Source organism: Paractinoplanes atraurantiacus (assembly GCF_900215205.1).
GTDB classification, from domain to species: Bacteria; Actinomycetota; Actinomycetes; order Mycobacteriales; family Micromonosporaceae; genus Actinoplanes; species Actinoplanes atraurantiacus.
Genome location: NZ_OBDY01000001.1, coordinates 1271192 through 1292358 on the forward strand (window position 1 = coordinate 1271192; position 21167 = coordinate 1292358).

Sequence of the window (21167 nt, forward strand, 5' to 3'; positions counted from 1 at the left end):
CCAGTGACAACTCGTAACAACCGCGGGCCGGCCGAGAGGCCGGCCCGCGTTTCTACCAAGACCCTCCAGGACGGCGTCAAGCGCACCGTCCTCCCCAGCGGTCTGCGCATCGTCACGGAAGCCATCCCGACGACCCGGAGCGCCTCGCTCGGCGTCTGGGTGGGCATCGGCTCCCGTGACGAGACGCCGGGCATGTCCGGCGCCTCCCACTTCCTCGAGCACCTGCTCTTCAAGGGCACCCACAAGCGCACGGCGCTGCAGATCTCGGCCGAGATCGAGGCCGTCGGCGGCGAGACCAACGCCTTCACCACGAAGGAGTACACGTGCTACTACGCACGGGTGCTCGACGCCGACCTGGCGCTCGCGGTGGACGTGATGTGCGACGCGGTGGCCGACTCGATCATCGCGCCGGCCGACGTGGAGACCGAGCGCGGCGTCATCCTCGAAGAGATCGCCATGCACGAGGACGAGCCCGGTGACGAGGTGCACGACGTCTTCACCGAGGCGATCTTCGGCAACCACCCGCTGGGCCGCCTCATCTCGGGGACCGAGGAATCGATCACCCCGATGAGCCGGAACCAGATCAACAGCTTCTACAAGCGCCGCTACACCCCGCCGAACATCGTGATCGCGGCCGCGGGCAACCTCGACCACGCGACGGTCGTGCGGCTCGTGCGCAAGGCCCTGGCCGGCACGGCGCTCGACACCGGCTCGGCCGATCCGGCCGGACCGCGCACGGGGTCCAAGCGGGTGCCCACCCAGCGCCCGCACACGGTCGTGCGCAACCGCGACACCGAGCAGGCCCATGTGGTCCTCGGCGGCGTCGGCATCGGCCGCCGCGACGAGCGCCGCTTCGCCCTGGGCGTGCTCAACAACATCCTCGGCGGCGGCATGTCCAGCCGCCTCTTCCAGGAGATCCGCGAGAAGCGGGGCCTGGCCTACTCGGTCTACTCGTACGCCAGCCAGTACGCCGACGCCGGCCTGTTCGGCGTCTACGCGGGCTGCGCCCCCGGCAAGATCGAGGAGGTCCTCGACCTCACCCGGGCCGAGCTCGAACGGGTGTCGGCCAAGGGCGTGGACGCCGAGGAGATCGCCCGCGGCAAGGGCATGGTCAAGGGCGCCTTCGTGCTCGGCCTGGAGGACACCGGCTCGCGGATGAGCCGGCTGGCCAAGTCGGAGCTGCTCTACGGCGACCTGATGTCGGTCGACGAGCTGCTCGGCCGGGTCGACGCGGTCACCGCCGACGAGGTCAACGCGATCGCGGCCGACCTGCTGGCCCAGCCGATGTCGCTGGCCGTCGTGGGGCCGTTCGACGAGTCCGCTTTCCCGTCTCGTTAACCTTGGACCCCGTGACAACGCTGGAGAAGCCGCCGCCCTCACCCGAGATCACCCCGGAGCAGCGCCGCCGCCGGGTCATCGGCATGTTGATCTGGGCGGCGGCCTTCGCCGTGTTCGTGGCGCTGGTGGGCGTGCCGACGAGCGACGTGCTCATCGCGTTCGGCTGGCTCTGGCTGGCCACCATCGCCTGGCGCAACTACCTGCCGTGGCGCGAGCATCTGCTGTTCCTGCGCGACTGGCTGCCGGTGGTGCTGCTGCTGGTCTTCTACAACGTCTCCCGCGGCTCGGCCGACAAGCTCTTCGACCCGCACGTCTATCCCATGATCGACGCGGACAAGGCCATGTTCGGCGGCCACATCCCCACCGTCTGGCTCCAGGAGCACCTCTGGACCAAGCACGTGCCGTGGTGGGAGGTGGTGACCAGCCTGATCTACATCTCGCACTTCCTGGCCGTGCCCACGGTCGCGGTCGTTCTGTGGGTACGCAGCCGCAAGCTCTCGTACCGGTTCATGCGCCGGTGGATCTTCCTCAGCATGGCCGGCCTGATCACGTACTTCCTCTATCCGGCGGCGCCGCCCTGGTGGGCCTCCGAATACCACTACATCCCCGAGCACGTCATGCGCTTCTCGCTGCGCGGTCTGGAGGTGCTCGGCCTGCACGGCGCCGGCAACACCCTCAACGCGTTGCAGGTCGAGCAGTCCAACCCGGTCGCGGCCATGCCCTCGCTGCACACCGCGTACGCGATGATGGCGGTCGCGTTCTTCCTGCCGATGGTCCGCAAGCGGTGGTGGCCGCTGCTGTTCGCCTATCCGCTGGCGATGACCTTCACGCTGGTCTACACCGGCGAGCACTACGTGATCGACGTCCTGGTCGGCTGGCTCTACGTGGCCCTGACCTTCGTGGCCGTGGGCCTGCTGGAACGCTGGTGGAGCAACCGGGCTAAGTTGTCGCAGTGACTGAACCGATCCGCGTGGGCGTGCTCGGCGCCAAGGGCCGCATGGGCTCCGAGGCCTGCAAGGCCGTGGAGGCGGCGCCCGATCTCGAGCTGGTGGCCGCGCTCGGCCGCGGCGACGACCTCGAGGCCGCCGCGAGCGCCCAGGTGCTCGTCGACCTGACCAACCCCGACGCGGTGATGGGCAACCTGCGCTGGGGTCTCGAGCGGGGCATCAGCTTCGTCGTCGGCACCAGCGGCTTCACGGCGCAGCGGCACGAGCAGATCCGCTCCTGGCTGGCCGGGCGGCCGTCGGCCGGCGTGCTGATCGCCCCGAACTTCGGCATCGGCGCGGTGCTGATGATGCAGTTCGCGGCCAAGGCGGCCCGCTACTTCGACTCGGCCGAGATCATCGAGCAGCACCACCCCCGCAAGCTGGACGCGCCGAGCGGCACGGCCACGCACACGGCCCGCCTCATCGCCGACGCCCGCGCCGAGGCCGGTCTCGGCCCGATGCCCGACGCGACCAAGGAAGAGGTTCCGGGCGCCCGAGGAGCCGACCTCGACGGTGTACGGGTCCACGCGGTCCGCGCAGCCGGTCTCGTGGCCCACCAGGAGGTGCTGTTCGGCAGCCTGGGCGAGACCCTGACCATCCGGCACGACTCGCTCGACCGGGTCTCGTTCATGCCGGGGGTCCTTCTGGGCGTACGGAAGATCCTCTCGCGCCCCGGCCTCACGATCGGCCTGGACAGCTTCCTCGACTGAGCACGGTAGGTTGTCCTGCTGTGGAAGAGCTAACCGTGCGTGGCCGCCGCCTGCGGGTCGTCGCCACCCTGGTCGCCGGCGCGCTGCTGCTCGCCGGCACCTTCTGGGGCGTCGACGACGATTTCCCGTTCGGCCCGTTCCGGATGTACTCGACCGCGCCCGACCCCAACGGTGACGCCAAGGACACCCGGGTCGAGGGGGTCGACACGGCCGGCCGCACGGTCGCGATCACCGAGGGCAACAGCGGCATCCGGCGGGCCGAGATCGAGGGGCAGCAGCAGGCGTACGAGTCGGATCCGTCCCGCCTCAGCCAGATCGCCGACGCCTACGCGTCGCACACGCCCGGCGCCGCGCCGCTGCGTACGGTCAAGATCGTGATCCGCTGGCACGGCATCGAGCACGCCCGGCCCACCGGCGACTACCGCGACGAGGTCGTGGCCGTTTGGACGCGCCCATGAGGTGGCTCTTCGCTCCCGTGCCCCTGGGCCGCGTCGCCGCGTTCCGTACGCTGGTCTATGTCTTCGTATTTCTCGACCTGACGGTCTTCACGCCCTGGGTGCGCTCGCACGCCAACACCCCGGGCGACCTCTACCAGCCGTTGCTGGTCGGCCGGATCCTGCATCTGCCCACCCCCGGGCCGCTGCTCGTCTGGGGGGTGTTCTGGCTGCTGCTCGTGCTGTCGCTGGCCGCCGCGACCGGGCGGGCGCCCCGGGCCCTCGGCTGGGCGGTCTTCGCCCTGTACTTCGAGTGGATGATCATCGCGATGAGCTACGGCAAGGTCGACCACGACCGGGTCGGGCTGCTCGTCGCCCTGGCCGTCCTGCCCACCGTGGGCCGGGCCCAGCACGGCGACCTGACGCTGTCGGCGAAGGCCGGCTGGGCTCTGCGCGTCACCCAGATCGCGGTGATCTGCACATACTTCCTGGCCGCCCTGGCGAAGCTCCGCTTCGGCGGCATCGACTGGCTGACCAGCGCCGTGCTGGCCCAGGCCATCATCCGCCGGGGCACCTGGCTGGCCGACCACATCGCCGTGGTGCCCGGCCTGCTGATCGCCGCCCAGTTCGGGATCATCCTGTTCGAGCTGCTCAGTCCGCTGATCTGGGTGATACCGCAGAAGTGGCGCAACTGGGGCGTCGCCTTCTTCTACTCGTTCCACGTGATGACGTTCTCGATGATCACCATCTCGTTCGCCCCGCATCTGGCCGCGATGGCCAGCTTCCTCCCGCTGGAGAAGGTCCGCCCCATCGAGTGGGCGCGCCGCCGCTCCCTGCGCACCGCGGCGCCCAGCTCGACGTAGCGCCGAGCCGGGCGCGGTAGGTCCCGGCCGAGTATGTCGGGGACGTGTTCGCGTCGCCTCATCGCCGGTCACCGATGTCGTCGTCGAGCACGGCCAGCGCGATGACCTGAACTTTCATCCGTGCCCCCGCGCCGTCCGCTGCCCACCGGGAGCGGTTTCCAGGGTCCGTGGCGTTCGGGCGAGTCCCGCCACGGTGAGCCGGTGCGTGGTGCGTGACGAGCCGGCCGAGCCCGGGGCGGGCTGACCATCAAGCCTTGCATCCCGAGCAAGAGCAACCAGGACGCCCGCCGCTCTCGCGGCGGGCGTCCACCAGATGCCTCAGGCCACGAAGCGCGAGCGGCGGCGGCGGCCGATCACGTAGCCGGCGGCGCCGAGGAGCAGGAGCAGGCCGCCGATGGCGGCCACGAGGCCGGTGGCGGTGCCGGTGACGGGCAGGCCGCCGCCCTCGCCGCCGTTGTCCTCCGCGCCGGCGGCGGGCGTGGCGGGGGCGCTGGAACTGGCCGGGGTGGTCACCGGGGCACTCGAGGTGGCCGAGGAAGTGGCGCTGGGCGTCACAGTGGGCGTGGCGGTGGGCGTGACGGTCGGCGTCGGCGTGGGCTTGGTCGCGCAGTCGAGCGCCCGGGCGTCGTACAGGCCCTCGTTCAGGTAGGCCAGGTAGGCGTCGTAGGACTCGCCGTCGAGCACCTTGTTCGCGGCCGCCTTCACGTTGGCCCCCGCGTCGTCACCCATCGTCCGGCCGATCGAGATCCGCAGATCGTGCGCCCAGGCCGCCAGCCAGCCCTTCTTGAGGAAGGCCCGCAGGTCGTCCGCGGAGCCCTTCAGCTTCTCCTCGAGCGCGGGAGGCAGGACGGGCAACGACTCGGCCGTGGTCTCGGCCAGGATCTGGTAGGCCAGCCGGCGCACCTCCGCCTCGTTGGCGGTGTCCAGATCGATGGTGATGAGCTGGCGGAGGTCTTTGAACACCTTGCGCTCGACCGTCTGGCATGACGCGTCGAGCCCGGGCGCAGCGGCCTGAGCCGCCGCCGGTGCCGCCGGGATCAGCAGGGCCAGCGCCATGAGGACGCCGGCTGCCATCTTCCCTCGCATACGTTTCTTCCTCCCCGTTCGAATCGAAGCAGGGAGATGGTACAGAAGCCTTCCTTGCAGGACAGCCCGGCAGCCGCGGCAGAGAGGGTGACCACCCTGTCAGCGCGGCGTTCGAAGCGGCGCCTTTCGCTGATCCCGTACCTCTGCGGTCTTGCCGTAGAGGAGATCCCGCTGGGCCTGCGGCAGAGAGCAGGCCGCCGTCCCGCCGGGCAGAAGGTGGCGATGCTCGGCGACCCAGCGATAGGCCGGCCAGGCGGCCAGGCGAACCGGTCCGATCTGGAGGGCGCCGCCCGCGAGCTGCCAGAGACGGCCGGCGTCGCGCAGCATCAGGGCGATCGCGTCCGGGCCCGAGGCGCGCTCGCCGCCGGGGCCGACCCACTGGACCGCCTCCTCGCACTCCTCGGTGGTCAGGCCGAGCGCGCCGAGGTCGGCGAACTGCCACGGGATCACCCGGGCGTGCGTCGGGATGCGGCGCTCGATGAACTCGGCGCACGTCGTGCAGAAGGAGCAGTCGCCGTCGTAGACGAAGGTCGCGGTCACCTTTCTATTCTTCCGCGACCGCGACGTGCAGCCGCACCTGGGGGACGAGCATGTCGTCCACGTCGAGGGCCCGGCCGGCGCCGTCGGGCTCCCAACCGGCGGAGGCCAGGAACTTCCGCATGGCTTCATCCTGCTCGTACGCCCAGGCCACCGCGCGCTCGAAGCCGTCGTCGCGCCAGTGGGCGACGGCGGCGCTGAGCAGGCGGCTGCCATGGCCCCGGCGGCCCCAGCGCGGCTCGACCAGCAGGTCGGTGACGGCGGCCGTGCTCTCGCCCAGCGGTGGCTCCTCGGGGGCGAGGGCCTGCTCGTCGGCCGGCCCGGCGGCGGCGAAGCCGACCACCTGGGTCGCGGTGTCGCTCTGCTCGACCGCGATGAGCACCCGGTGTTTCTCCGAGGGCGGCTCCTCGATCGCGGCCTGCCAGCCACGGGTCAGGTAGTCGAGGTCGAGGTTGGCCAGGACGTGTGCCGGGAACATCCGCCTATATGCGGATCGCCAGGTGGTGAGCTGGACCCGGGCGATCTCGGGGGCGTCGCCGGGGCGAGCGGGACGGACGAAGCCGATTGCCATGCCGGGCAGCCTACCGAGGCGGATTTTTGTCACACCCCTCGTCTACCGTTCGGCTCGTGGCACTTCCCGAGACTCTCTCCGTGGCCCAGGCTCGGCGCATCACGCTGGCGGCGCAGGGCTTCACCGACCCCAAGCCGGGCGGCGCCACCGACATGCGCCATCTGCGGCGCGTGCTGCGCCGGGTCCACCTGATCCAGATGGACTCGGTGAACGTCCTTCAGCGGGCCCATTTCATGCCTTTGTACAGCCGCCTGGGTCCCTATCCGGTCGAGCTGCTCGAGCGGGCGGCCTATCGCAAGCCGCGTGAGCTGTTCGAGTTCTGGGGCCACGAGGCGTCGCTGATCACCACCGACCTGCAGCCGCTGTTCCGGTGGCGCATGGAGCGCGCCGCCGACTACGCGTGGGGCGGCATGGTCCGCATCGCCAAGGAGCAGCCCGAGCTGATCGAGCGGGTGCTCGCGGTCGTCCGCGACCGCGGCCCGATCACCGCGGCCCAGATCGAGCACGACGAGCCGAAACGCACCGACCACTGGGGATGGAACTGGTCGTCGGTCAAGCAGGCGCTGGAGTGGTTGTTCTTCACCGGTCAGGTGACCGCCTCCGAGCGCACGACCTCGTTCGCCCGGCGCTACGACCTGCCCGAGCGGGTGCTGCCCTATGCGGTGCTCAACGCGCCGACGCCACACCCGCAGGACGCCTTCCGCGCCCTCGTCGAGCTTTCGGCGCGGGCCGTCGGGGTCGGCGCCGAGGCCGAGCTGCGCGACTATTTCCGGCTCCCGGTCGACGGCTTCAAGCGGGCCGTGGCCGAGCTCATCGAGGACAAGGTGCTGCTGCCGGTGCAGGTCAAGGGGTGGAAGGCGCCGGCCTATCTGCATCACGAGGCCAAGCTGCCGCGGCGGGTCACCGCCTCGACGCTGATCAGCCCGTTCGACCCGCTGGTGTGGGAGCGCAACCGCACCGAGCGGCTGTTCGGCATGAACTACCGCATCGAGATCTACGTGCCGGCCGCGCAGCGGCTCTACGGCTACTACGTGCTGCCGTTCCTGCTCGGCGACGAGCTGGCGGCCCGGGTCGACCTCAAGGCCGACCGCAAGGCGGGGGAACTGCTCGTCCCGGCGGCCTGGCTCGAGCCCGGCGCCGACCAGGAGGAGACCGCGGCCGCTCTCGCCGCCGAGCTGCACCGGCTGGCCGGCTGGCTGGGCCTCGAGCGCATCGCGGTGCCCGAGCGGGGCGACTTCGCGGGCCCGCTGGCCGCTGCCCTCAAAGGTGTAGCGTGACGGCCATGAAGGCGCTGGAGGAACAGCCGGTGCAAGGCCCGCCGGTGCCGCCGGAGTGGCTCGACTATTACGCCCAGCCTCAGCAGGACCGGGTCACCCGCTTCGTCCAGCGGGTCTGGACCCGCTCACCCGTCTGGGCCGCGCCGTTCGCCCTTCTGGCCTGCATGGGCGGTGCTGTCGGTTACACCTTGGCCACCCATCCCGCCGAGGCCGGCGCCGGCGAGCCACCGACCTGCCTGCTGAAATACACGACCGGCTTCGTCTGCCCGGGCTGCGGCGGCACGCGCGCGGCGTGGTATTTGCTTCACGGAGATCTTCCGGCCGCCGCCCGCCACCACGCGATCTTCACCTTCGCAGTGCCCTTCCTCCTTTACATGTATGTGGCCTGGGCCGGGAAAAGGCTGTTCAACTGGAAGCTTCCGCAGCTCACCCTGAGCCCGGCCGTCTTGATCACTTTTGTCGCGGTGTGGGCCGTCTGGAGCGTGCTGCGCAACCTGCCCTGGGCCCCGTTCACCGCGCTCTACGTCTGAGCGGGGAGTCCGATAGGTTGGTGGGTATGACGCACGACCCGCGACCCTTCGGACGGCTTCTGACCGCGATGGTCACCCCGTTCGCCCCGGACGGCTCCCTCGACGTCGAGGGCGCGGCGAAACTGGCCACCTACCTCGTCGACGAGCAGCGCAACGACGCCCTCGTCGTCAGCGGCACCACGGGCGAGTCCCCGACGACGACCGACGCGGAAAAGGAGACCCTCCTGCGCGCCGTCGTCGACGCGGTCGGCGACCGGGCCCGGATCGTCGCCGGTGTGGGCACCAACAACACAGCCCACACGATCGAGCTGGCGCACGCCGCCGAGAAGGCCGGCGCTCACGGCCTGCTCGTGGTGACGCCTTACTACAACAAGCCACCGCAGGCCGGCGTCGCCCAGCATTTCCTGACCGTGGCCGACGCGGCCGGGCTGCCGGTGATGGTCTACGACATCCCGCACCGGGCCGGCACGGCCATCGCCACCGAGACGATGTGCCGCATCGCCGAGCACGAGCGGATCGTGGCGGTCAAGGACGCCAAGGGTGATCTGACCGCTTCGTCGTGGGTGCTCAGCCGCACCGACCTGGCCTACTACTCGGGCGACGACGCCGCCACGCTGCCGCTGCTGTCCATCGGCGGGGTCGGCCTGGTCGGCACGTCGACCCACTTCACCGGCGTTCTCGCCAAAGACATGATCGAGGCGTTCGAGCGCGGCGACAACGCCGCCGCCCTCGCCCTGCACCGCCGGGCGATGCCGCTGTTCACCGGCATCTTCCGGGCGCCGGGGACCATGCTGGTCAAGGCGGGTCTCAACGCGTCGGGCCGCCCGGCCGGCCCGGTCCGCTCACCGCTGGTCGAGGCGACCGCCGACGAGCTGGCCCAGCTGCGTACGGATGCCGCCGCGGCCGGCATCGGCCTGTAGAAGAGCCCGTAGAAGAGAGATAGAAACAAGCGAATGAGTCAAGCGCACGAGGAGCTGGACACGCCCCCGCCGCTGCCGGAAGGCGCCCTGCGCGTCATCCCGCTCGGCGGGCTCGGCGCGATCGGCCGCAACATGACGGTCCTGGAGTTCGACGGCAAGCTGCTGGTCATCGACTGCGGTGTGCTCTTCCCCGACGTGGAGCAACCGGGCGTCGACCTGATCCTGCCCGACTTCACGCCGATCCTGGACCGGCTCGACGACATCCAGGCGATCGTGCTCACCCACGGCCACGAGGACCACATCGGGGCGGTGCCCTACCTGCTGGCCCACAAGGCGGACATCCCGCTGGTCGGCTCCGAGTTCACGCTCGCGCTGGTCGAGGCCAAGCTGGCCGAGCGGCGCCTCGACCCGTACACGCTGACCGTCCGCGAGGGCCAGACCGAGCGCCTCGGGCCGTTCGACTGCGAGTTCTTCGCGGTCAACCACTCCATTCCCGACGCGCTGGCGGTCGCCGTGCGCACGCCGGCCGGCCTGATCCTGCACACCGGCGACTTCAAGATGGACCAGGTGCCGCTGGACGGCCGCATCACCGACCTGGCCGGCTTCGCGCGGCTCGGCGCCGAGGGCGTCGACCTGCTGCTCTCCGACTCGACGAACGCCGAGGTGCCCGGCTTCGTGGCCCCCGAGCGTGACATCGGCCCGGTGCTCAGCGCGATCTTCGGCAAGGCCAAGGGCCGCATCATCGTGGCCAGCTTCGCCTCCCACGTGCACCGGGTGCAGCAGGTCATGGACGCGGCCTGGGAGTACGACCGCAAGGTCGCCCTGATCGGCCGCTCCATGGTGCGCAACATGGGCATCGCCCGCGACCTGGGCCTGCTCAACATCCCGGACGGCCTGCTGGTCAGCCTCGACGAGGCGACCCACCTGCCCGGCGACGAGATCGTCTTCATGTCGACCGGGTCGCAGGGCGAGCCGATGAGCGCCCTCGGCCGCATGTCGACCGGCGACCACCGCCACATCACCATCGCCCCCGGCGACACCGTGGTGCTGGCCAGCTCGCTGGTGCCGGGCAACGAGACCTCGGTCTACCGGGTGATCAACCAGTTGTCCCGGGCCGGCGCCACGGTCGTGCACAAGGAGACGGCCAAGGTGCACGTCTCCGGTCACGCCCCGGCCGGTGAGCTGCGCTACCTGCTGAACGTGGTGCGCCCGAGCAACCTCATGCCGGTGCACGGCGAGTGGCGGCACCTGCGCGCCCACGCCCAGCTCGGCGTCGAGACCGGCGTCGCGCCCGACCGGGTGGTGCTCTGCGAGGACGGCGACGTGGTCGACCTCGTCGAGGGCCACGCCCGGCACGTGGGCCGGGTCAAGAACAGGTACGTCTACGTGGACGGTCTCGCGGTCGGCGACGTCAGCGAGTCGCTGCTCACCGAGCGGCGGATCCTGGGCGACGGCGGCTTCATCTCGGCCACCGTGGTGATCGACTCGGTGACCGGCAAGGTGGTCGGCGAGCCCAGCATCTCGGCCAAGGGCTTCTCCGAGGACCCGGACGCCTTCAACCCGGTCATCCCGCTGCTGACCGCGGCCCTGCACCGCTCGGCCGAGGACGGCATCACCGACACCCATCAGTTGCAGCAGGTCGTGCGGCGCACGGTCGGCCGGTGGGTGAACGACGCGTACCGCCGCCGTCCGATGATCGTGCCCACGGTCGTGGAAGTCTGAGACGCTTTTAAACCTTTCGCTGCGCTCGTCCGTACCTCAAGTCACCGGTGCCGCCCCCACGGCACCGCTGGCGAGGGGAGTTCCTCAAGATGCAGCGCAGACGGATCGCCGTGGCGGCGGCGGTCGTGGTGGCAGCCGGGGCAGCGGTGGCGTTCACCCTGCCCTCCATGGCCGGCACCACGCCGTCCAGCGACAAACCGGCGGCCAAGGGCGACGGCACGGCGCGACTTCTCGCGGCCATGCAGCGCGACCTCGGCCTGAGCGGTGATCAGGCGACGGCTCGCCTGCAGAAGTCGAAGTGGGCGAGCGAGGTGACGGCGCGGCTGTCCGCGCAGACCGGCTCCGACTTCGGCGGCGCGTGGCTGGCGACCGACGGCACCACCCTCAAGGTGGCGGTGACCGACAAGGGCGCCGAGGCCGCGGTCCGCAAGGCCGGCGCCGAGCCGGTGCTGGTCGAGCGCAGCGAGCAGACCCTGGTCACGGCCAAGGAGAAGCTCGACAACGCCGACGCGAGCGCGGACGGCCTGACCGGCTGGTATGTGGACGTCGCGACGAACAAGCTCGTCGTGGTGGCCCAGCCCGGAGCGCAGGCGGCGGCCAAGAAGCTGGCCCGGGCGGCCGGCGTCACCTCCGGCACGTACCGGGTGATCACCAGCACGGCCAAGCCGAAACCCCTCTTCGACGTGCGCGGCGCCGACCCGTACTTCATCGCCGTCGACGGTGGCACGGCCCGCTGCTCGATCGGTTTCTCGGTCGAGGGTGGCTTCGTGACGGCCGGGCACTGCGGCGAGGTGGGCACCACCACGACCGGCTTCAACCAGCAGGCACAGGGCACCGTACGGGCGTCGACCTTCCCGGGCGACGCCGACATGGGCTTCGTCGAGGTCAACGGCGACTGGACGCCGCGGGCGGTGGTCAACGACTTCGAGGGCAACGAGCTCCCGGTCGCCGGCAACGCCGAGGCGCCGGTCGGCGCGGCGATCTGCCGCTCCGGCTCGACCACCGGCACCCGCTGCGGCACGATCCTGGCCAAGAACCAGACGGTCGTCTACCCGGAGGGCGCGGTCACCGGCCTCACCCGCACCGACGTCTGCGCCGAGGGCGGCGACTCCGGCGGCCCGTGGCTTTCCGGCGACCAGGCCCAGGGCGTCACCTCGGGCGGCTCCGGCGACTGCACGGTCGGCGGCGAGACCTTCTTCCAGCCGGTCAACGAGATCCTGGCGGCCGACAACCTGACCCTGGTCACCAGCGGCGGCGGCGCCGAGGCGCCCCCGGCCGAGGCCGCCGGCGCTTGTGAGGACCAGGCGGTCCAGCGCAGCGGCACGCTGCAGGCACGCACCGCTCAGGCCCAGCCCAACGGTGGCGCGTTCCGCGCGAATGCCGGACAGCAGACGGCCTGCCTGACCGCGGCCGACGGCACCGACTTCGACCTGGTGCTCCAGCGGCTCACCAACCGCGGCTTCCGCACGGTGGCCACCGCCACCGGGGACGACGTCAAGTCGCTGACCTTCAACGGGCGCTCCGGCACCTACCGGTACGTGGTCGTGGCCTCCTCGGGCGCCGGCGACTACACGCTCGGGTTCAGCACCCCGTAACGCGCGCGCCGCCACCTACCCTGCCGGGTTGGCGGATCGCGCCTGATGCCGGAGGAGCCGATCGGCTCCTCCGGCACTTTTCTGTTCAGTCGCTGGTCTCGCGGAGGGCGCCCACGGCGTCGGCCAGCTGGCAGCCGGTGGCTATGCCGCAGATCACGACCTGGTCGAGCTGTTCCGGGGTGACGCCGCGCTCCCAGTCGGCGATGACCTCGCCGACCACGTTGACGGTGCCGTCGTCGGAGATGTGCACGTAGGCCTTGGGCCACAACTGGTCGTGGTTCCAGGCGTTGCAGAACTCGTAGAGGCGTACCACGTCCTCCATGCCGAAGATGTGCCTGACCATGGCCCTGATCTGCAGCATCTCCTGCTGTTCGCCGATGCGGAAGAAATAGATCAGGTTGCCCTGGAAGTTGCCGCCGATGTCGCCGTCGGCGTCGGTGAAGTAGGTGAAGCCGCGCTCGTCGAGGGCGGCGGTGATCATTTCCTGGGTGAGCGGCTGCACCTGTTGATCTTAGTTCGTCCCGGTGCGCCTCCGGGATTCATGAGCGTCTCGGCGTTACGGTGTGACCATGGCGGGCCGCTCCTCTCCGGCGAGCCGGGGTCGCGCCGCGTCCACGTCGCGCGGCGCCGCGACCAGTCGTGCCCGCCAACCGGCCGCGCGGCAGCCGGCCAAGCAGCCCGCCCGCAAGTCGACCCGGCCCGCGGCCGCGCGCACCCGTACGGCCGCCCGGGCCCGCCCCACGCTCGGCGCGGCGATCGCCACCGGCCTCGGCCGGGGTCTGGGCGCGCTGTGGATGGGCGCCGCGCACGGCGTCGGCTGGGCCGCCCGCGGCGTCGGCCGGCAGGCCGCCACCGCCAAGGACATCGACCCCGAGCATCGCCGCGACGGCGCCGGCCTGCTCATGCTCGGCCTGGCGATCCTGATCAGCGTCGCGGTCTGGGCCGACGGCGCCGGCCCGGTCGGCAAGTGGCTGGCCGACTCGGTGCACCTGTTCTTCGGCGGCCTCGCCGTGCTCCTGCCGCTGCTGCTGCTCTACGGCGCGGTCCGGCTCATGCGCAAGCCGGCCGACCCGGAGCACCGCGGCCGCTCGCTGGTCGGCTGGAGCGCGATCATCATCGCGACCGCCGCCCTGCTGCACATCTCCGAGCACCCGGGCGACGACGTCGGCATCTCCCGGGCCGGTGGCCTGCTCGGCTACGGCTTCGGGGCCCTGCTCGAACGGGCGGTGACCGCCTGGGTCGCCGTACCCCTGCTGGTCCTGCTCTTCGTCTTCGGTCTTCTGGTGATCACGGCGACGCCGATCAACAAGATCCCCGAGCGGATCATGCTGCTGGTCGACATCCTGACCGGTCGCTCGACCGAGCGCGACCCTCTGCCCGTGCCCGATCTGTCCGACCCGGAGGACGTCGAGAGCGACGAGGAGGAAGCGCCGAAGAAGCGCCGCCCCTCTCGCCGTCGGCAGGGTTCCCTGGCCGACATCGGCCTGGCCGACGAGGAACCGATCGTGCAGGAGGACGACTTCCTGCTGCACGACACGATCGTGGTGCCCAAGGTGCCGGCCAGCCGCAAGAAGCCGGAGCCGCCGGAGCACACCCCCGACCCGCCGACCCGGGCCGAGCAGCTCGAGATCACCTCGGTCGAGGGCGACTACCGGCTGCCGCCGCCGTCGCTGCTGGGCAAGGGCGCGCCGGCGAAATCGCGGAGCCGGGCCAACGACGAGATCATGGCCGCCCTGACCGGGGTCTTCGAGCAGTTCAACGTCGACGCCGTGGTCACCGGCTTCACCCGCGGCCCGACCGTCACCCGCTACGAGGTCGAGGTCGGCCCGGGCGTCAAAGTCGAGCGGATCACCCAGCTGTCGCGCAACATCGCGTACGCGGTGAAGTCGCCCGACGTGCGCATTCTGAGCCCGATCCCGGGCAAGAGCGCGGTCGGCGTCGAGATCCCCAACACCGACCCGGAGAACGTGTCGCTCGGCGACGTGCTCCGCTCGCGGGCGGCCACCGCCGACCACCACCCGATGCTGGTCGCCCTGGGCAAGGACATCGAGGGCGGCTTCGTGGTGGCCAACCTGGCCAAGATGCCGCACATCCTGATCGCGGGCGCGACCGGCGCCGGCAAGAGCTCCTGCCTCAACTCGCTGCTGGTGTCGCTGCTGACCCGTTCGACCCCGGACGAGGTGCGGCTGCTGCTGGTCGACCCCAAGCGGGTGGAGATGACCGCGTACGAGGGGATCCCGCACCTCGTCACGCCGATCATCACCAACCCGAAGAAGGCGGCCGACGCCCTCGAGTGGGTCGTGCGCGAGATGGACATGCGCTACGACGACCTGGCGGCCAACGGGGTGCGCCACATCGACGACTTCAACCGCAAGGTCCGCAGCGGCGAGATCACCGCGCCGCCGGGCAGCGAGCGGGTCATGAAGCCGTACCCCTATCTGCTGGTGATCATCGACGAGCTGGCCGACCTGATGATGGTGGCGCCGCGCGACGTGGAGGACTCGGTCGTCCGCATCACCCAGCTGGCCCGGGCCGCCGGCATCCACCTGGTGCTGGCCACCCAGCGCCCGTCGGTCGACGTGGTGACCGGCCTGATCAAGGCGAACGTGCCGTCCCGGCTCGCCTTCGCGACCTCGTCGCTGGCCGACAGCCGGGTCATCCTCGACCAGCCCGGCGCGGAGAAGCTGCTCGGCCGCGGTGACGGCCTGTTCCTGCCGATGGGCGCGTCGAAGCCGGTTCGCATCCAGGGCGCGTGGGTCGACGAGAAAGAGATCCACGACGTCGTCAAGTTCTGCAAGGACCAGCGCGAGCCGGAGTTCCGCGAGGACGTCACCGAGGTCCCGCAGAGCAAGAAGAAGCAGATCGACGAGGAGATCGGCGACGACCTGGAGCTGCTGATCCAGGCGATCGAACTCGTGGTCACGAGCCAGTTCGGCTCGACCTCGATGCTTCAGCGCAAGCTGCGGGTCGGCTTCGCCAAGGCCGGGCGCCTCATGGACCTCATGGAGACCCGCGGGATCGTCGGCCCGTCCGAGGGCAGCAAGGCCCGCGACGTCCTGATCAAGCCGGACGAGCTCGAAGAGGCCCTCGCCTCCCTGCGCCTCGACGACTGAATTACGGGTTCCGGTACGAAGGCCTCGCTGAGCAGGCGGTAGCCGACGATGATCAGGGCGGCCAGCATCAGAGCCGCGGGGATCACGTCCGGCAGCATCAGCGAGTTACGGCCGAAGAGGTACGGCTCGTACGACAACAGTGAGCTCGCCTGCACCAGCAGCGGCACGTACCACAGGCGCGGGCGGTAGACGGCCAGCACCAGCGTCATCACGTCGGCCAGGTAGAAGTAGCGCTCGTGCATGCCCGGCAGCGCGAACGGCACCAGGATCGCGAACAGCGCGGCCGCCGTGACCACCCGCTCCGGCGTCATCTTGCAGGCCTTGGCGACCAGCACGTAGATCACCCCGACGACCAGAGCCGCACAGAACAGATAACCCAGCATCCGTACGGTGTCCTCGCGCGTCGTGGCCGGGATGAAGGCGAAGACGTTGGGGGCCCGCAGGCTCAGCTCGGGCACGTTGCGCGCCTGCCGGCTCATGTCGTAGATCGTGAGCAGCTCGATCGGATTGCGGCCGAACGCGATGGCCGGAAGATCGAGGACCAGAAAGACGGCAGGGGCGGCGAGCAACGTACGCCAGGGAATGCGCCCGGCCATCACGAGCAGCAGGACCAGCGGCAGGATGAAGACGCCCTGCGGCTTGATCGCGACCGCCACCCCGCAGAGGGCGACACCCCACCAGGGCTTGTCGCGCAGTAGGAAGTACACACCGGCCAGGGCGGCGCCGGCCCACGCGGCGTCCATCTGCCCGTAGAACGACGAGTTGATGGCCACGGTCGGCAGCAGCACCATCACCAGGGCCGCCGCGACCGGGATGCGGCTGCCCGGCCACCGCAGGGCGACCGTCTTGTAGGTGAAGAAGGCCAGGATGACGTCGAAGACGATCCACAGCGCCTTGACCTTGAAGATCAGCGGACCCGGCAGGTAGTACGCGAACGCCAGCAGGTAGACGAACGGCGCGTTGTAGTTGCCGATCTCGGTGCCGATGCCACGCCAGCCGCCGGCCCGGCCGAGCTGGTTGTGCCACTGGCGGAAGATGTTCATGTCGTTCGTCATCTCGGGCAGCGACACCCAGCGAATCAGGATGGCGAGGACGACGAGGGCCGCGAGGAGCAGTGCTTCGGCCTGTGGCGTGGGCTTTTCGGCTTTAGGCATGGTGCTCGGGGGTACGGTCCCCGGGTGAACGGAAGGTGAACTGCAGGTGAACGAAAGTGGGGCCGACCGCCGCGTCCGGCGGCCCGGTAACCTTGTCGGGTGTCGGTAACTCCTTCCCCCTCCCGCCGTGTCGCCCTGCTCACCCTCGGATGTGCCCGTAACGAGGTCGACTCCGAAGAGCTGGCCGCGCGCCTCGACGCCGGCGGCTGGGAGATCAGCACGGACGCCGACGGCGCCGACGTGGTGCTCGTCAACACGTGCGGCTTCGTCGAGAAAGCCAAGCAGGACTCGATCGAGACGCTGCTCGCCGCTGCGGACACCGGGGCCAAGGTGGTCGCCGCCGGCTGCATGGCCGAGCGGTACGGCCGCGAGCTGGCCGAGAGCCTGCCCGAGGCCCAGGCGGTGCTCGGCTTCGACGACTACACCGACATCGCGGCCCGCCTCGACGGCGTGCTGGCCGGTGAGCGCTTCGACGCGCACACCCCGCGCGACCGCCGCGAGCTGCTGCCGATCACGCCGGTGCAGCGCCAGTCGGCCAAGGTGGTCGTCCCCGGCCACGCCACGGTCGACGAGCACACCCCGGCCCACCTGCGCACGGTGCTGCGCCGCCGGCTCGACAGCGGCCCGGTGGCCAGCCTCAAGCTGGCCAGCGGCTGCGACCGCCGGTGCTCGTTCTGCGCCATCCCGGCCTTCCGCGGGGCGTTCGTCTCCCGCGACCCGCAGGAGCTGCTGGCCGAGGCCGAGTGGCTGGCCAGGTCCGGCGTGCGTGAGCTGGTGCTGGTGAGTGAGAACAGCACGTCGTACGGCAAAGACCTGGGTGACCCCCGCGCCCTGGAAAAGCTCCTGCCGCAGCTGGCCGCGGTCGACGGCATCGTCCGGGTCCGCGCGAGCTATCTCCAGCCGGCCGAGACCCGTCCCGGCCTGGTCGAGGTGATCGCCACCACGCCCGGCGTCGCCCCCTACTTCGACCTGTCGTTCCAGCACTCGAGCGAGCCCGTGCTGCGCCGCATGCGCCGTTTCGGCTCCACCGAGAAATTCCTCGACCTGCTCGCCTCGGCCCGCAAGCTGGCGCCCGAGGCCGGCGCCCGCAGCAACTTCATCGTCGGCTTCCCCGGTGAGACCAGGAAAGACGTCGACGAGCTGGTCCGCTTCCTCACCGAGGCCCGGCTCGACGCGATCGGCGTGTTCGACTACAGCGACGAGGACGGCACCGAGGCCGCCGGCTTCGACGACAAGATCAAGGTCAAGGAAGACACCATCAAGCGGCGGTACGACCGGCTGCTCACCCTGGCCGACGAGCTGTGCAACCAGCGGGCCGAGGAGCGCCTGGGCTCGACGGTCGAGGTGCTGGTCGACGCGATCGTCGACGGTGAGGTCGAGGGCCGGGCCGAGCACCAGGCGCCCGAGGTCGACGGCTCCACCACCCTCGTGGCCGGTGACGAAGGAGTCGACCTGGCCGCGCTCAAGCCGGGTGATTTCGTGCGCGCCCGGGTGACCGGCACCGAGGGCGTCGACCTCGTGGCCGTGCCGGTCGAGATGATCTCCGCGGCGCCGGTGTCACGGCGGTGACCGACGAGCCGGTTCCGGCTGCCGCGCCGCGGGTGGTGTCGCTCTACAACCCGGCGAACATCCTCACGGTCGTCCGGATCGTGCTCGTTCCGGTCTTCGTGGCCATCGTCGTCGCCTCCGACCTGACCGGCACCGGCCAGCGGATCGCCGCCTGCCTGGTCTTCTGCGTGGCGTCGGCGACCGACTTCGTGGACGGCTGGATCGCCCGGCGCTGGTCGCTCGTCACCTCGTTCGGCAAGATCGCCGATCCGATCGCCGACAAGGCGCTGACCGGCACGGCGCTGGTCCTGCTCTCCGTCTACGACCGGCTCCCGTGGTGGGTCACCCTGCTCATCCTCGTCCGCGAGTGGGGCATCACGGCGCTGCGGTTCTGGGTCATCCGGTACGGCATCATCCCGGCCAGCCGGGGCGGCAAGCTCAAGACGGTCCTGCAGATCGCCGCCATCGCCTGGTACCTGTGGCCGGTGCCCGAGCCGTTCGACGTCATCGGCGTCTGGCTGATGGGCGCGGCACTCGTGGTGACGGTGGTGACCGGTGGGGACTATGTGGTCGCGGCTCTGCGCCTGCGCCGGGAAGCCCGATCTTAGAATCCATTTGTGGACACTCCTGACGTTGCGGCCGCGGCCGCCGTGCACCGGCTGGTCGACCGGCACGAGACCCTGGCCACGGCCGAGTCGCTGACCGGCGGCCTGGTCGCCTCGACCGTCGTGGAGATCCCGGGTGTGAGCTCGGTCTACCGGGGTGGCCTGGTGGTCTACGCCACCGACCTGAAGCACGCGCTGGCCGGCGTCTCCGAGGCGCTGCTGGAGGAGCGCGGCCCGGTCGACTCCGACGTGGCCGTCGCGCTGGCCCGTGGCGCCCGCGAGCGCTGCTCGGCCGACTGGGGCCTGGCGACCACCGGGGTGGCCGGCCCCGAGCCGCAGGACGGCAAGCCGGTCGGGCTCGTCTACGTGGCCTGCTCGGGCCCGGGCGGCGACACCGTGCGCGAGCTGAAACTCGACGGAAACCGGGCCGCCATCCGGACCGAAAGTGTGACGAGCGCACTACAACTGCTCGCAGACTGTCTGTGTGAGGCCCCGGCCCCGTCCTGAGCTGGGGAATGTTTCATCGATCACGGAAGTTGCACGAGTGTCCCGCTGCGGGGCTGTCCCGGAATTCGGCGGGGCGGTATGTCGGCCTGGCCGGCAGCGGGTACGGTTGCGGGAAGCCTCCGGCGTGTGCCGGCGGCCCCGCCGCAGGAGGAGGTGCCATGGTCCTGCTACGCCGGGTTATCGGCGACGCACTGAGGGCGCGCCGGCAGGGGCAGCACCGCACGCTGCGCGAGGTGTCCACCGCCGCGAATGTCAGTCTCGGTTATCTGTCCGAGATCGAGCGCGGTCAGAAGGAAGCCTCCAGCGAGCTGCTCGCCGCCATCTGTGACGCACTGGGCGCGCGTCTCTCCGAGCTCCTGAGCGAGGTCAGCGGCACGCTGTCGCTCGCCGAGGGCATGGAGGGCGTGCTGGTGCCGGTCGACGAAGAGAAGCAGAAGGCGCTGTCGGTGTCGGTTCGTCACGAGACGCCGCTCAAGGCGACTCTGCGGACGACCAGAAAACCCAAGCGCGACGTCGTGTACGCCGCCTGATCCCTTCGAAATAATTCGAGCCGGGCTACCCATGCGGGTGGTCCGGCTCTTCCTGTTCCCAGAGACTTCTCAGGGACCCCTCCGGGATCGACCCTGACCCGGCGATGCGCGTAGCCTCGAACCGTGGGGGAGACCCTGAGATCCCCCCGAGGTCACGTGACGCCGGTGGCGTCGAGCTGTCACGATGGCATTCAACGCCATCGCGACAGCTCCTCGATCTGCGTCGGTGGCGGACCCGACTGAGCGACATTGAGGGGATACCGCGAGATGGCGAATCCGTTCGTCAAGGGCTGGCGATACATGATGGCGCTCTTCGGCGCGAAAATCGATGAATACGCCGACCCGAAGGTCCAGATCCAGCAGGCCATCGAGGACGCGCAGCGACAGCATCAGGCGCTCGTGCAGCAGGCCGCGGCGGTGATCGGCAACCAGCGTCAGCTGGAGATGAAGCTGTCCCGCCAGATGTCCGAGGTCGAGAAGCTGCAGGGCATGGCGCGTCAGGCGCTCGTGCTGGCTGATCGCGCCCGGGCCGGCGGCGACGAGGCCGAGGCCCAGAAATACGAGTCCACGGCGCAGACGCTCGCCACCCAGCTGGTCTCCGGCGAGCAGTCGATGGAAGACCTGAAGACGCTGCACGACCAGGCGCTCGGCGCGGCCGGTCAGGCGCGCAAGGCGGTGGAGAACAACGCGATGGTGCTCCAGCAGCGCATCGCCGAGCGCTCCCGCCTGCTCAGCCAGCTCGAGCAGGCCAAGATGCAGGAGACCGTGGCGAAATCGCTCGAGTCGATGTCGTCGCTGGCCGCGCCCGGCAACACCCCGTCCCTGGACGAGGTGCGCGACAAGATCGAGCAGCGGTACGCGAACGCCATGGGCCGCGCGGAGCTCGCCTCCAACTCGGTCGAGGGGCGCATGCTCGAGGTGCAGAAATCCAGCCTCGACATGGCCGGTTCGTCCCGGCTCGAGCAGATCCGGGCGAGCATGGCGGGCGAGAAGCTGGGCGGCGCCGCCGCGCAGCCGGCCGTCGAGCAGGCCGCGCAGCCGGCGTCCGACCCGGCCAGCGTCGCCCGCCTCGACGAGATCCGGGCCAGCATGAACCAGAAGCGCGGGGACACGACCGCCGCCGGTTAAGGGCTACAGGGGA

The 21167-nt window shown here is 70.5% G+C and carries 20 protein-coding genes and 1 pseudogene; 16 read left to right on the forward strand and 5 right to left on the reverse strand.

The window, feature by feature from the left end; translation table 11 throughout:
• Positions 1 to 3 precede the first annotated feature (3 nt).
• The 5 genes from CRP55_RS06095 (at position 4) to CRP55_RS06115 (ending at position 4331) form a co-directional block, all read left to right on the forward strand.
• Positions 4 to 1338 carry a M16 family metallopeptidase gene (locus tag CRP55_RS06095; RefSeq protein WP_097318538.1) on the forward strand — a complete coding sequence of 445 codons (1335 nt, stop codon included), beginning with the start codon at positions 4 to 6 and terminating at the stop codon, positions 1336 to 1338.
• An 83-nt stretch (positions 1339 to 1421) separates the two neighbouring features.
• Positions 1422 to 2294 carry a phosphatase PAP2 family protein gene (locus CRP55_RS06100; protein ID WP_097318777.1) on the forward strand — a complete coding sequence of 291 codons (873 nt, stop codon included), beginning with the start codon at positions 1422 to 1424 and terminating at the stop codon, positions 2292 to 2294.
• Positions 2291 to 3034: a 4-hydroxy-tetrahydrodipicolinate reductase gene (dapB, locus tag CRP55_RS06105; RefSeq protein ID WP_097318539.1), complete on the forward strand. Its 744-nt coding sequence runs from the start codon at positions 2291 to 2293 to the stop codon at positions 3032 to 3034. The genes CRP55_RS06100 and dapB overlap by 4 nt, the downstream gene beginning before the upstream one ends.
• A 20-nt stretch (positions 3035 to 3054) precedes the next feature.
• Positions 3055 to 3492 (forward strand): hypothetical protein, encoded by a 438-nt coding sequence (locus CRP55_RS06110; RefSeq protein ID WP_097318540.1) that lies wholly within the window; start codon positions 3055 to 3057, stop codon positions 3490 to 3492.
• Entirely contained in the window at positions 3489 to 4331 is an 843-nt protein-coding gene (locus CRP55_RS06115) for an MFS transporter permease (protein WP_097318541.1), read from the forward strand. Before CRP55_RS06110 ends, CRP55_RS06115 begins: the two co-directional genes overlap by 4 nt.
• A gap of 318 nt (positions 4332 to 4649) precedes the next feature.
• On the opposite strand, the gene CRP55_RS06120 is transcribed toward CRP55_RS06115, so the two are convergent.
• The 3 genes from CRP55_RS06120 to CRP55_RS06130 form a co-directional block, all read right to left on the reverse strand.
• The gene (locus CRP55_RS06120) at positions 4650 to 5417 is read right to left on the reverse strand and encodes an LPXTG cell wall anchor domain-containing protein (RefSeq protein ID WP_097318542.1); all 768 of its coding nucleotides are present in this window, start codon (positions 5415 to 5417) and stop codon (positions 4650 to 4652) included.
• 99 nt (positions 5418 to 5516) lie between these two features.
• On the reverse strand, positions 5517 to 5957 hold the full coding sequence (locus CRP55_RS06125; protein WP_097318543.1) for a thiol-disulfide oxidoreductase DCC family protein: 441 nt from the start codon (positions 5955 to 5957) through the stop codon (positions 5517 to 5519).
• Positions 5958 to 5961: 4 nt separating this feature from the next.
• Positions 5962 to 6525, reverse strand: a complete 564-nt coding sequence (locus tag CRP55_RS06130; RefSeq protein ID WP_097318544.1) for a GNAT family N-acetyltransferase — start codon at positions 6523 to 6525, stop codon at positions 5962 to 5964.
• A 56-nt stretch (positions 6526 to 6581) separates the two neighbouring features.
• On the opposite strand from CRP55_RS06130, the gene CRP55_RS06135 reads away from it, so the two are divergent.
• The 5 genes from CRP55_RS06135 (at position 6582) to CRP55_RS06155 (ending at position 12569) form a co-directional block, all read left to right on the forward strand.
• Positions 6582 to 7802: a winged helix-turn-helix domain-containing protein gene (locus CRP55_RS06135; protein WP_097318545.1), complete on the forward strand. Its 1221-nt coding sequence runs from the start codon at positions 6582 to 6584 to the stop codon at positions 7800 to 7802.
• Positions 7803 to 7807: 5 nt separating this feature from the next.
• Positions 7808 to 8332: a DUF2752 domain-containing protein gene (locus tag CRP55_RS06140; RefSeq protein ID WP_097318778.1), complete on the forward strand. Its 525-nt coding sequence runs from the start codon at positions 7808 to 7810 to the stop codon at positions 8330 to 8332.
• 26 nt (positions 8333 to 8358) lie between these two features.
• Positions 8359 to 9252, forward strand: coding sequence for a 4-hydroxy-tetrahydrodipicolinate synthase (dapA, locus tag CRP55_RS06145; protein ID WP_097318546.1), 894 nt, complete (start codon positions 8359 to 8361; stop codon positions 9250 to 9252).
• 33 nt (positions 9253 to 9285) lie between these two features.
• Positions 9286 to 10974: a ribonuclease J gene (locus CRP55_RS06150; protein WP_097318547.1), complete on the forward strand. Its 1689-nt coding sequence runs from the start codon at positions 9286 to 9288 to the stop codon at positions 10972 to 10974.
• Between the two features lie 89 nt (positions 10975 to 11063).
• Complete coding sequence (locus CRP55_RS06155) at positions 11064 to 12569, forward strand: S1 family peptidase (RefSeq protein WP_097318548.1); 1506 nt, start codon at positions 11064 to 11066, stop codon at positions 12567 to 12569.
• An 85-nt stretch (positions 12570 to 12654) separates the two neighbouring features.
• On the opposite strand, the gene CRP55_RS06160 is transcribed toward CRP55_RS06155, so the two are convergent.
• A complete protein-coding gene (locus CRP55_RS06160) occupies positions 12655 to 13050 on the reverse strand; it encodes a YbjN domain-containing protein (protein WP_097318779.1) in 396 nt (131 codons plus the stop codon).
• A gap of 88 nt (positions 13051 to 13138) precedes the next feature.
• Here CRP55_RS06160 and CRP55_RS06165 point away from each other — a divergent pair, with 88 nt between their 5' ends.
• Entirely contained in the window at positions 13139 to 15682 is a 2544-nt protein-coding gene (locus CRP55_RS06165) for an FtsK/SpoIIIE family DNA translocase (protein ID WP_097318549.1), read from the forward strand.
• 272 nt (positions 15683 to 15954) lie between these two features.
• On the opposite strand, the pseudogene CRP55_RS54365 reads toward CRP55_RS06165, so the two are convergent.
• Positions 15955 to 16836 (reverse strand): annotated as a pseudogene (locus CRP55_RS54365) (glycosyltransferase 87 family protein); the annotation flags it as partial.
• Between the two features lie 99 nt (positions 16837 to 16935).
• Here CRP55_RS54365 and rimO point away from each other — a divergent pair.
• The 5 genes from rimO (at position 16936) to CRP55_RS06195 (ending at position 21154) form a co-directional block, all read left to right on the forward strand.
• Positions 16936 to 18405: a 30S ribosomal protein S12 methylthiotransferase RimO gene (gene rimO / locus CRP55_RS06175; protein WP_097318551.1), complete on the forward strand. Its 1470-nt coding sequence runs from the start codon at positions 16936 to 16938 to the stop codon at positions 18403 to 18405.
• Positions 18402 to 18992: a CDP-diacylglycerol--glycerol-3-phosphate 3-phosphatidyltransferase gene (pgsA, locus tag CRP55_RS06180; protein ID WP_097318552.1), complete on the forward strand. Its 591-nt coding sequence runs from the start codon at positions 18402 to 18404 to the stop codon at positions 18990 to 18992. The genes rimO and pgsA overlap by 4 nt, the downstream gene beginning before the upstream one ends.
• A gap of 9 nt (positions 18993 to 19001) precedes the next feature.
• Positions 19002 to 19496 (forward strand): CinA family protein, encoded by a 495-nt coding sequence (locus CRP55_RS06185; protein ID WP_097318553.1) that lies wholly within the window; start codon positions 19002 to 19004, stop codon positions 19494 to 19496.
• Positions 19497 to 19654: 158 nt separating this feature from the next.
• Positions 19655 to 20026 (forward strand): helix-turn-helix domain-containing protein, encoded by a 372-nt coding sequence (locus tag CRP55_RS06190; RefSeq protein WP_097318554.1) that lies wholly within the window; start codon positions 19655 to 19657, stop codon positions 20024 to 20026.
• A 267-nt stretch (positions 20027 to 20293) separates the two neighbouring features.
• Positions 20294 to 21154, forward strand: a complete 861-nt coding sequence (locus CRP55_RS06195; RefSeq protein ID WP_097318555.1) for a PspA/IM30 family protein — start codon at positions 20294 to 20296, stop codon at positions 21152 to 21154.
• Positions 21155 to 21167 lie beyond the last annotated feature (13 nt).

What these genes read in the sequence shown, in the direction of transcription:
- CRP55_RS06100 (WP_097318777.1), top strand. Translation starts at nt 1,422, where the DNA reads ATGTTGATCTGGGCGGCGGCCTTCGCCGTGTTCGTGGCGCTGGTGGGC.
- CRP55_RS06115 (WP_097318541.1), top strand. Translation starts at nt 3,489, where the DNA reads ATGAGGTGGCTCTTCGCTCCCGTGCCCCTGGGCCGCGTCGCCGCGTTC.
- CRP55_RS06120 (WP_097318542.1), bottom strand. Translation starts at nt 5,417, where the DNA reads ATGCGAGGGAAGATGGCAGCCGGCGTCCTCATGGCGCTGGCCCTGCTG.
- CRP55_RS06130 (WP_097318544.1), bottom strand. Translation starts at nt 6,525, where the DNA reads ATGGCAATCGGCTTCGTCCGTCCCGCTCGCCCCGGCGACGCCCCCGAG.
- CRP55_RS06140 (WP_097318778.1), top strand. Translation starts at nt 7,808, where the DNA reads ATGAAGGCGCTGGAGGAACAGCCGGTGCAAGGCCCGCCGGTGCCGCCG.
- dapA (WP_097318546.1), top strand. Translation starts at nt 8,359, where the DNA reads ATGACGCACGACCCGCGACCCTTCGGACGGCTTCTGACCGCGATGGTC.
- CRP55_RS06150 (WP_097318547.1), top strand. Translation starts at nt 9,286, where the DNA reads ATGAGTCAAGCGCACGAGGAGCTGGACACGCCCCCGCCGCTGCCGGAA.
- CRP55_RS06155 (WP_097318548.1), top strand. Translation starts at nt 11,064, where the DNA reads ATGCAGCGCAGACGGATCGCCGTGGCGGCGGCGGTCGTGGTGGCAGCC.
- CRP55_RS06160 (WP_097318779.1), bottom strand. Translation starts at nt 13,050, where the DNA reads ATGATCACCGCCGCCCTCGACGAGCGCGGCTTCACCTACTTCACCGAC.
- CRP55_RS06165 (WP_097318549.1), top strand. Translation starts at nt 13,139, where the DNA reads ATGGCGGGCCGCTCCTCTCCGGCGAGCCGGGGTCGCGCCGCGTCCACG.
- CRP55_RS06190 (WP_097318554.1), top strand. Translation starts at nt 19,655, where the DNA reads ATGGTCCTGCTACGCCGGGTTATCGGCGACGCACTGAGGGCGCGCCGG.
- CRP55_RS06195 (WP_097318555.1), top strand. Translation starts at nt 20,294, where the DNA reads ATGGCGAATCCGTTCGTCAAGGGCTGGCGATACATGATGGCGCTCTTC.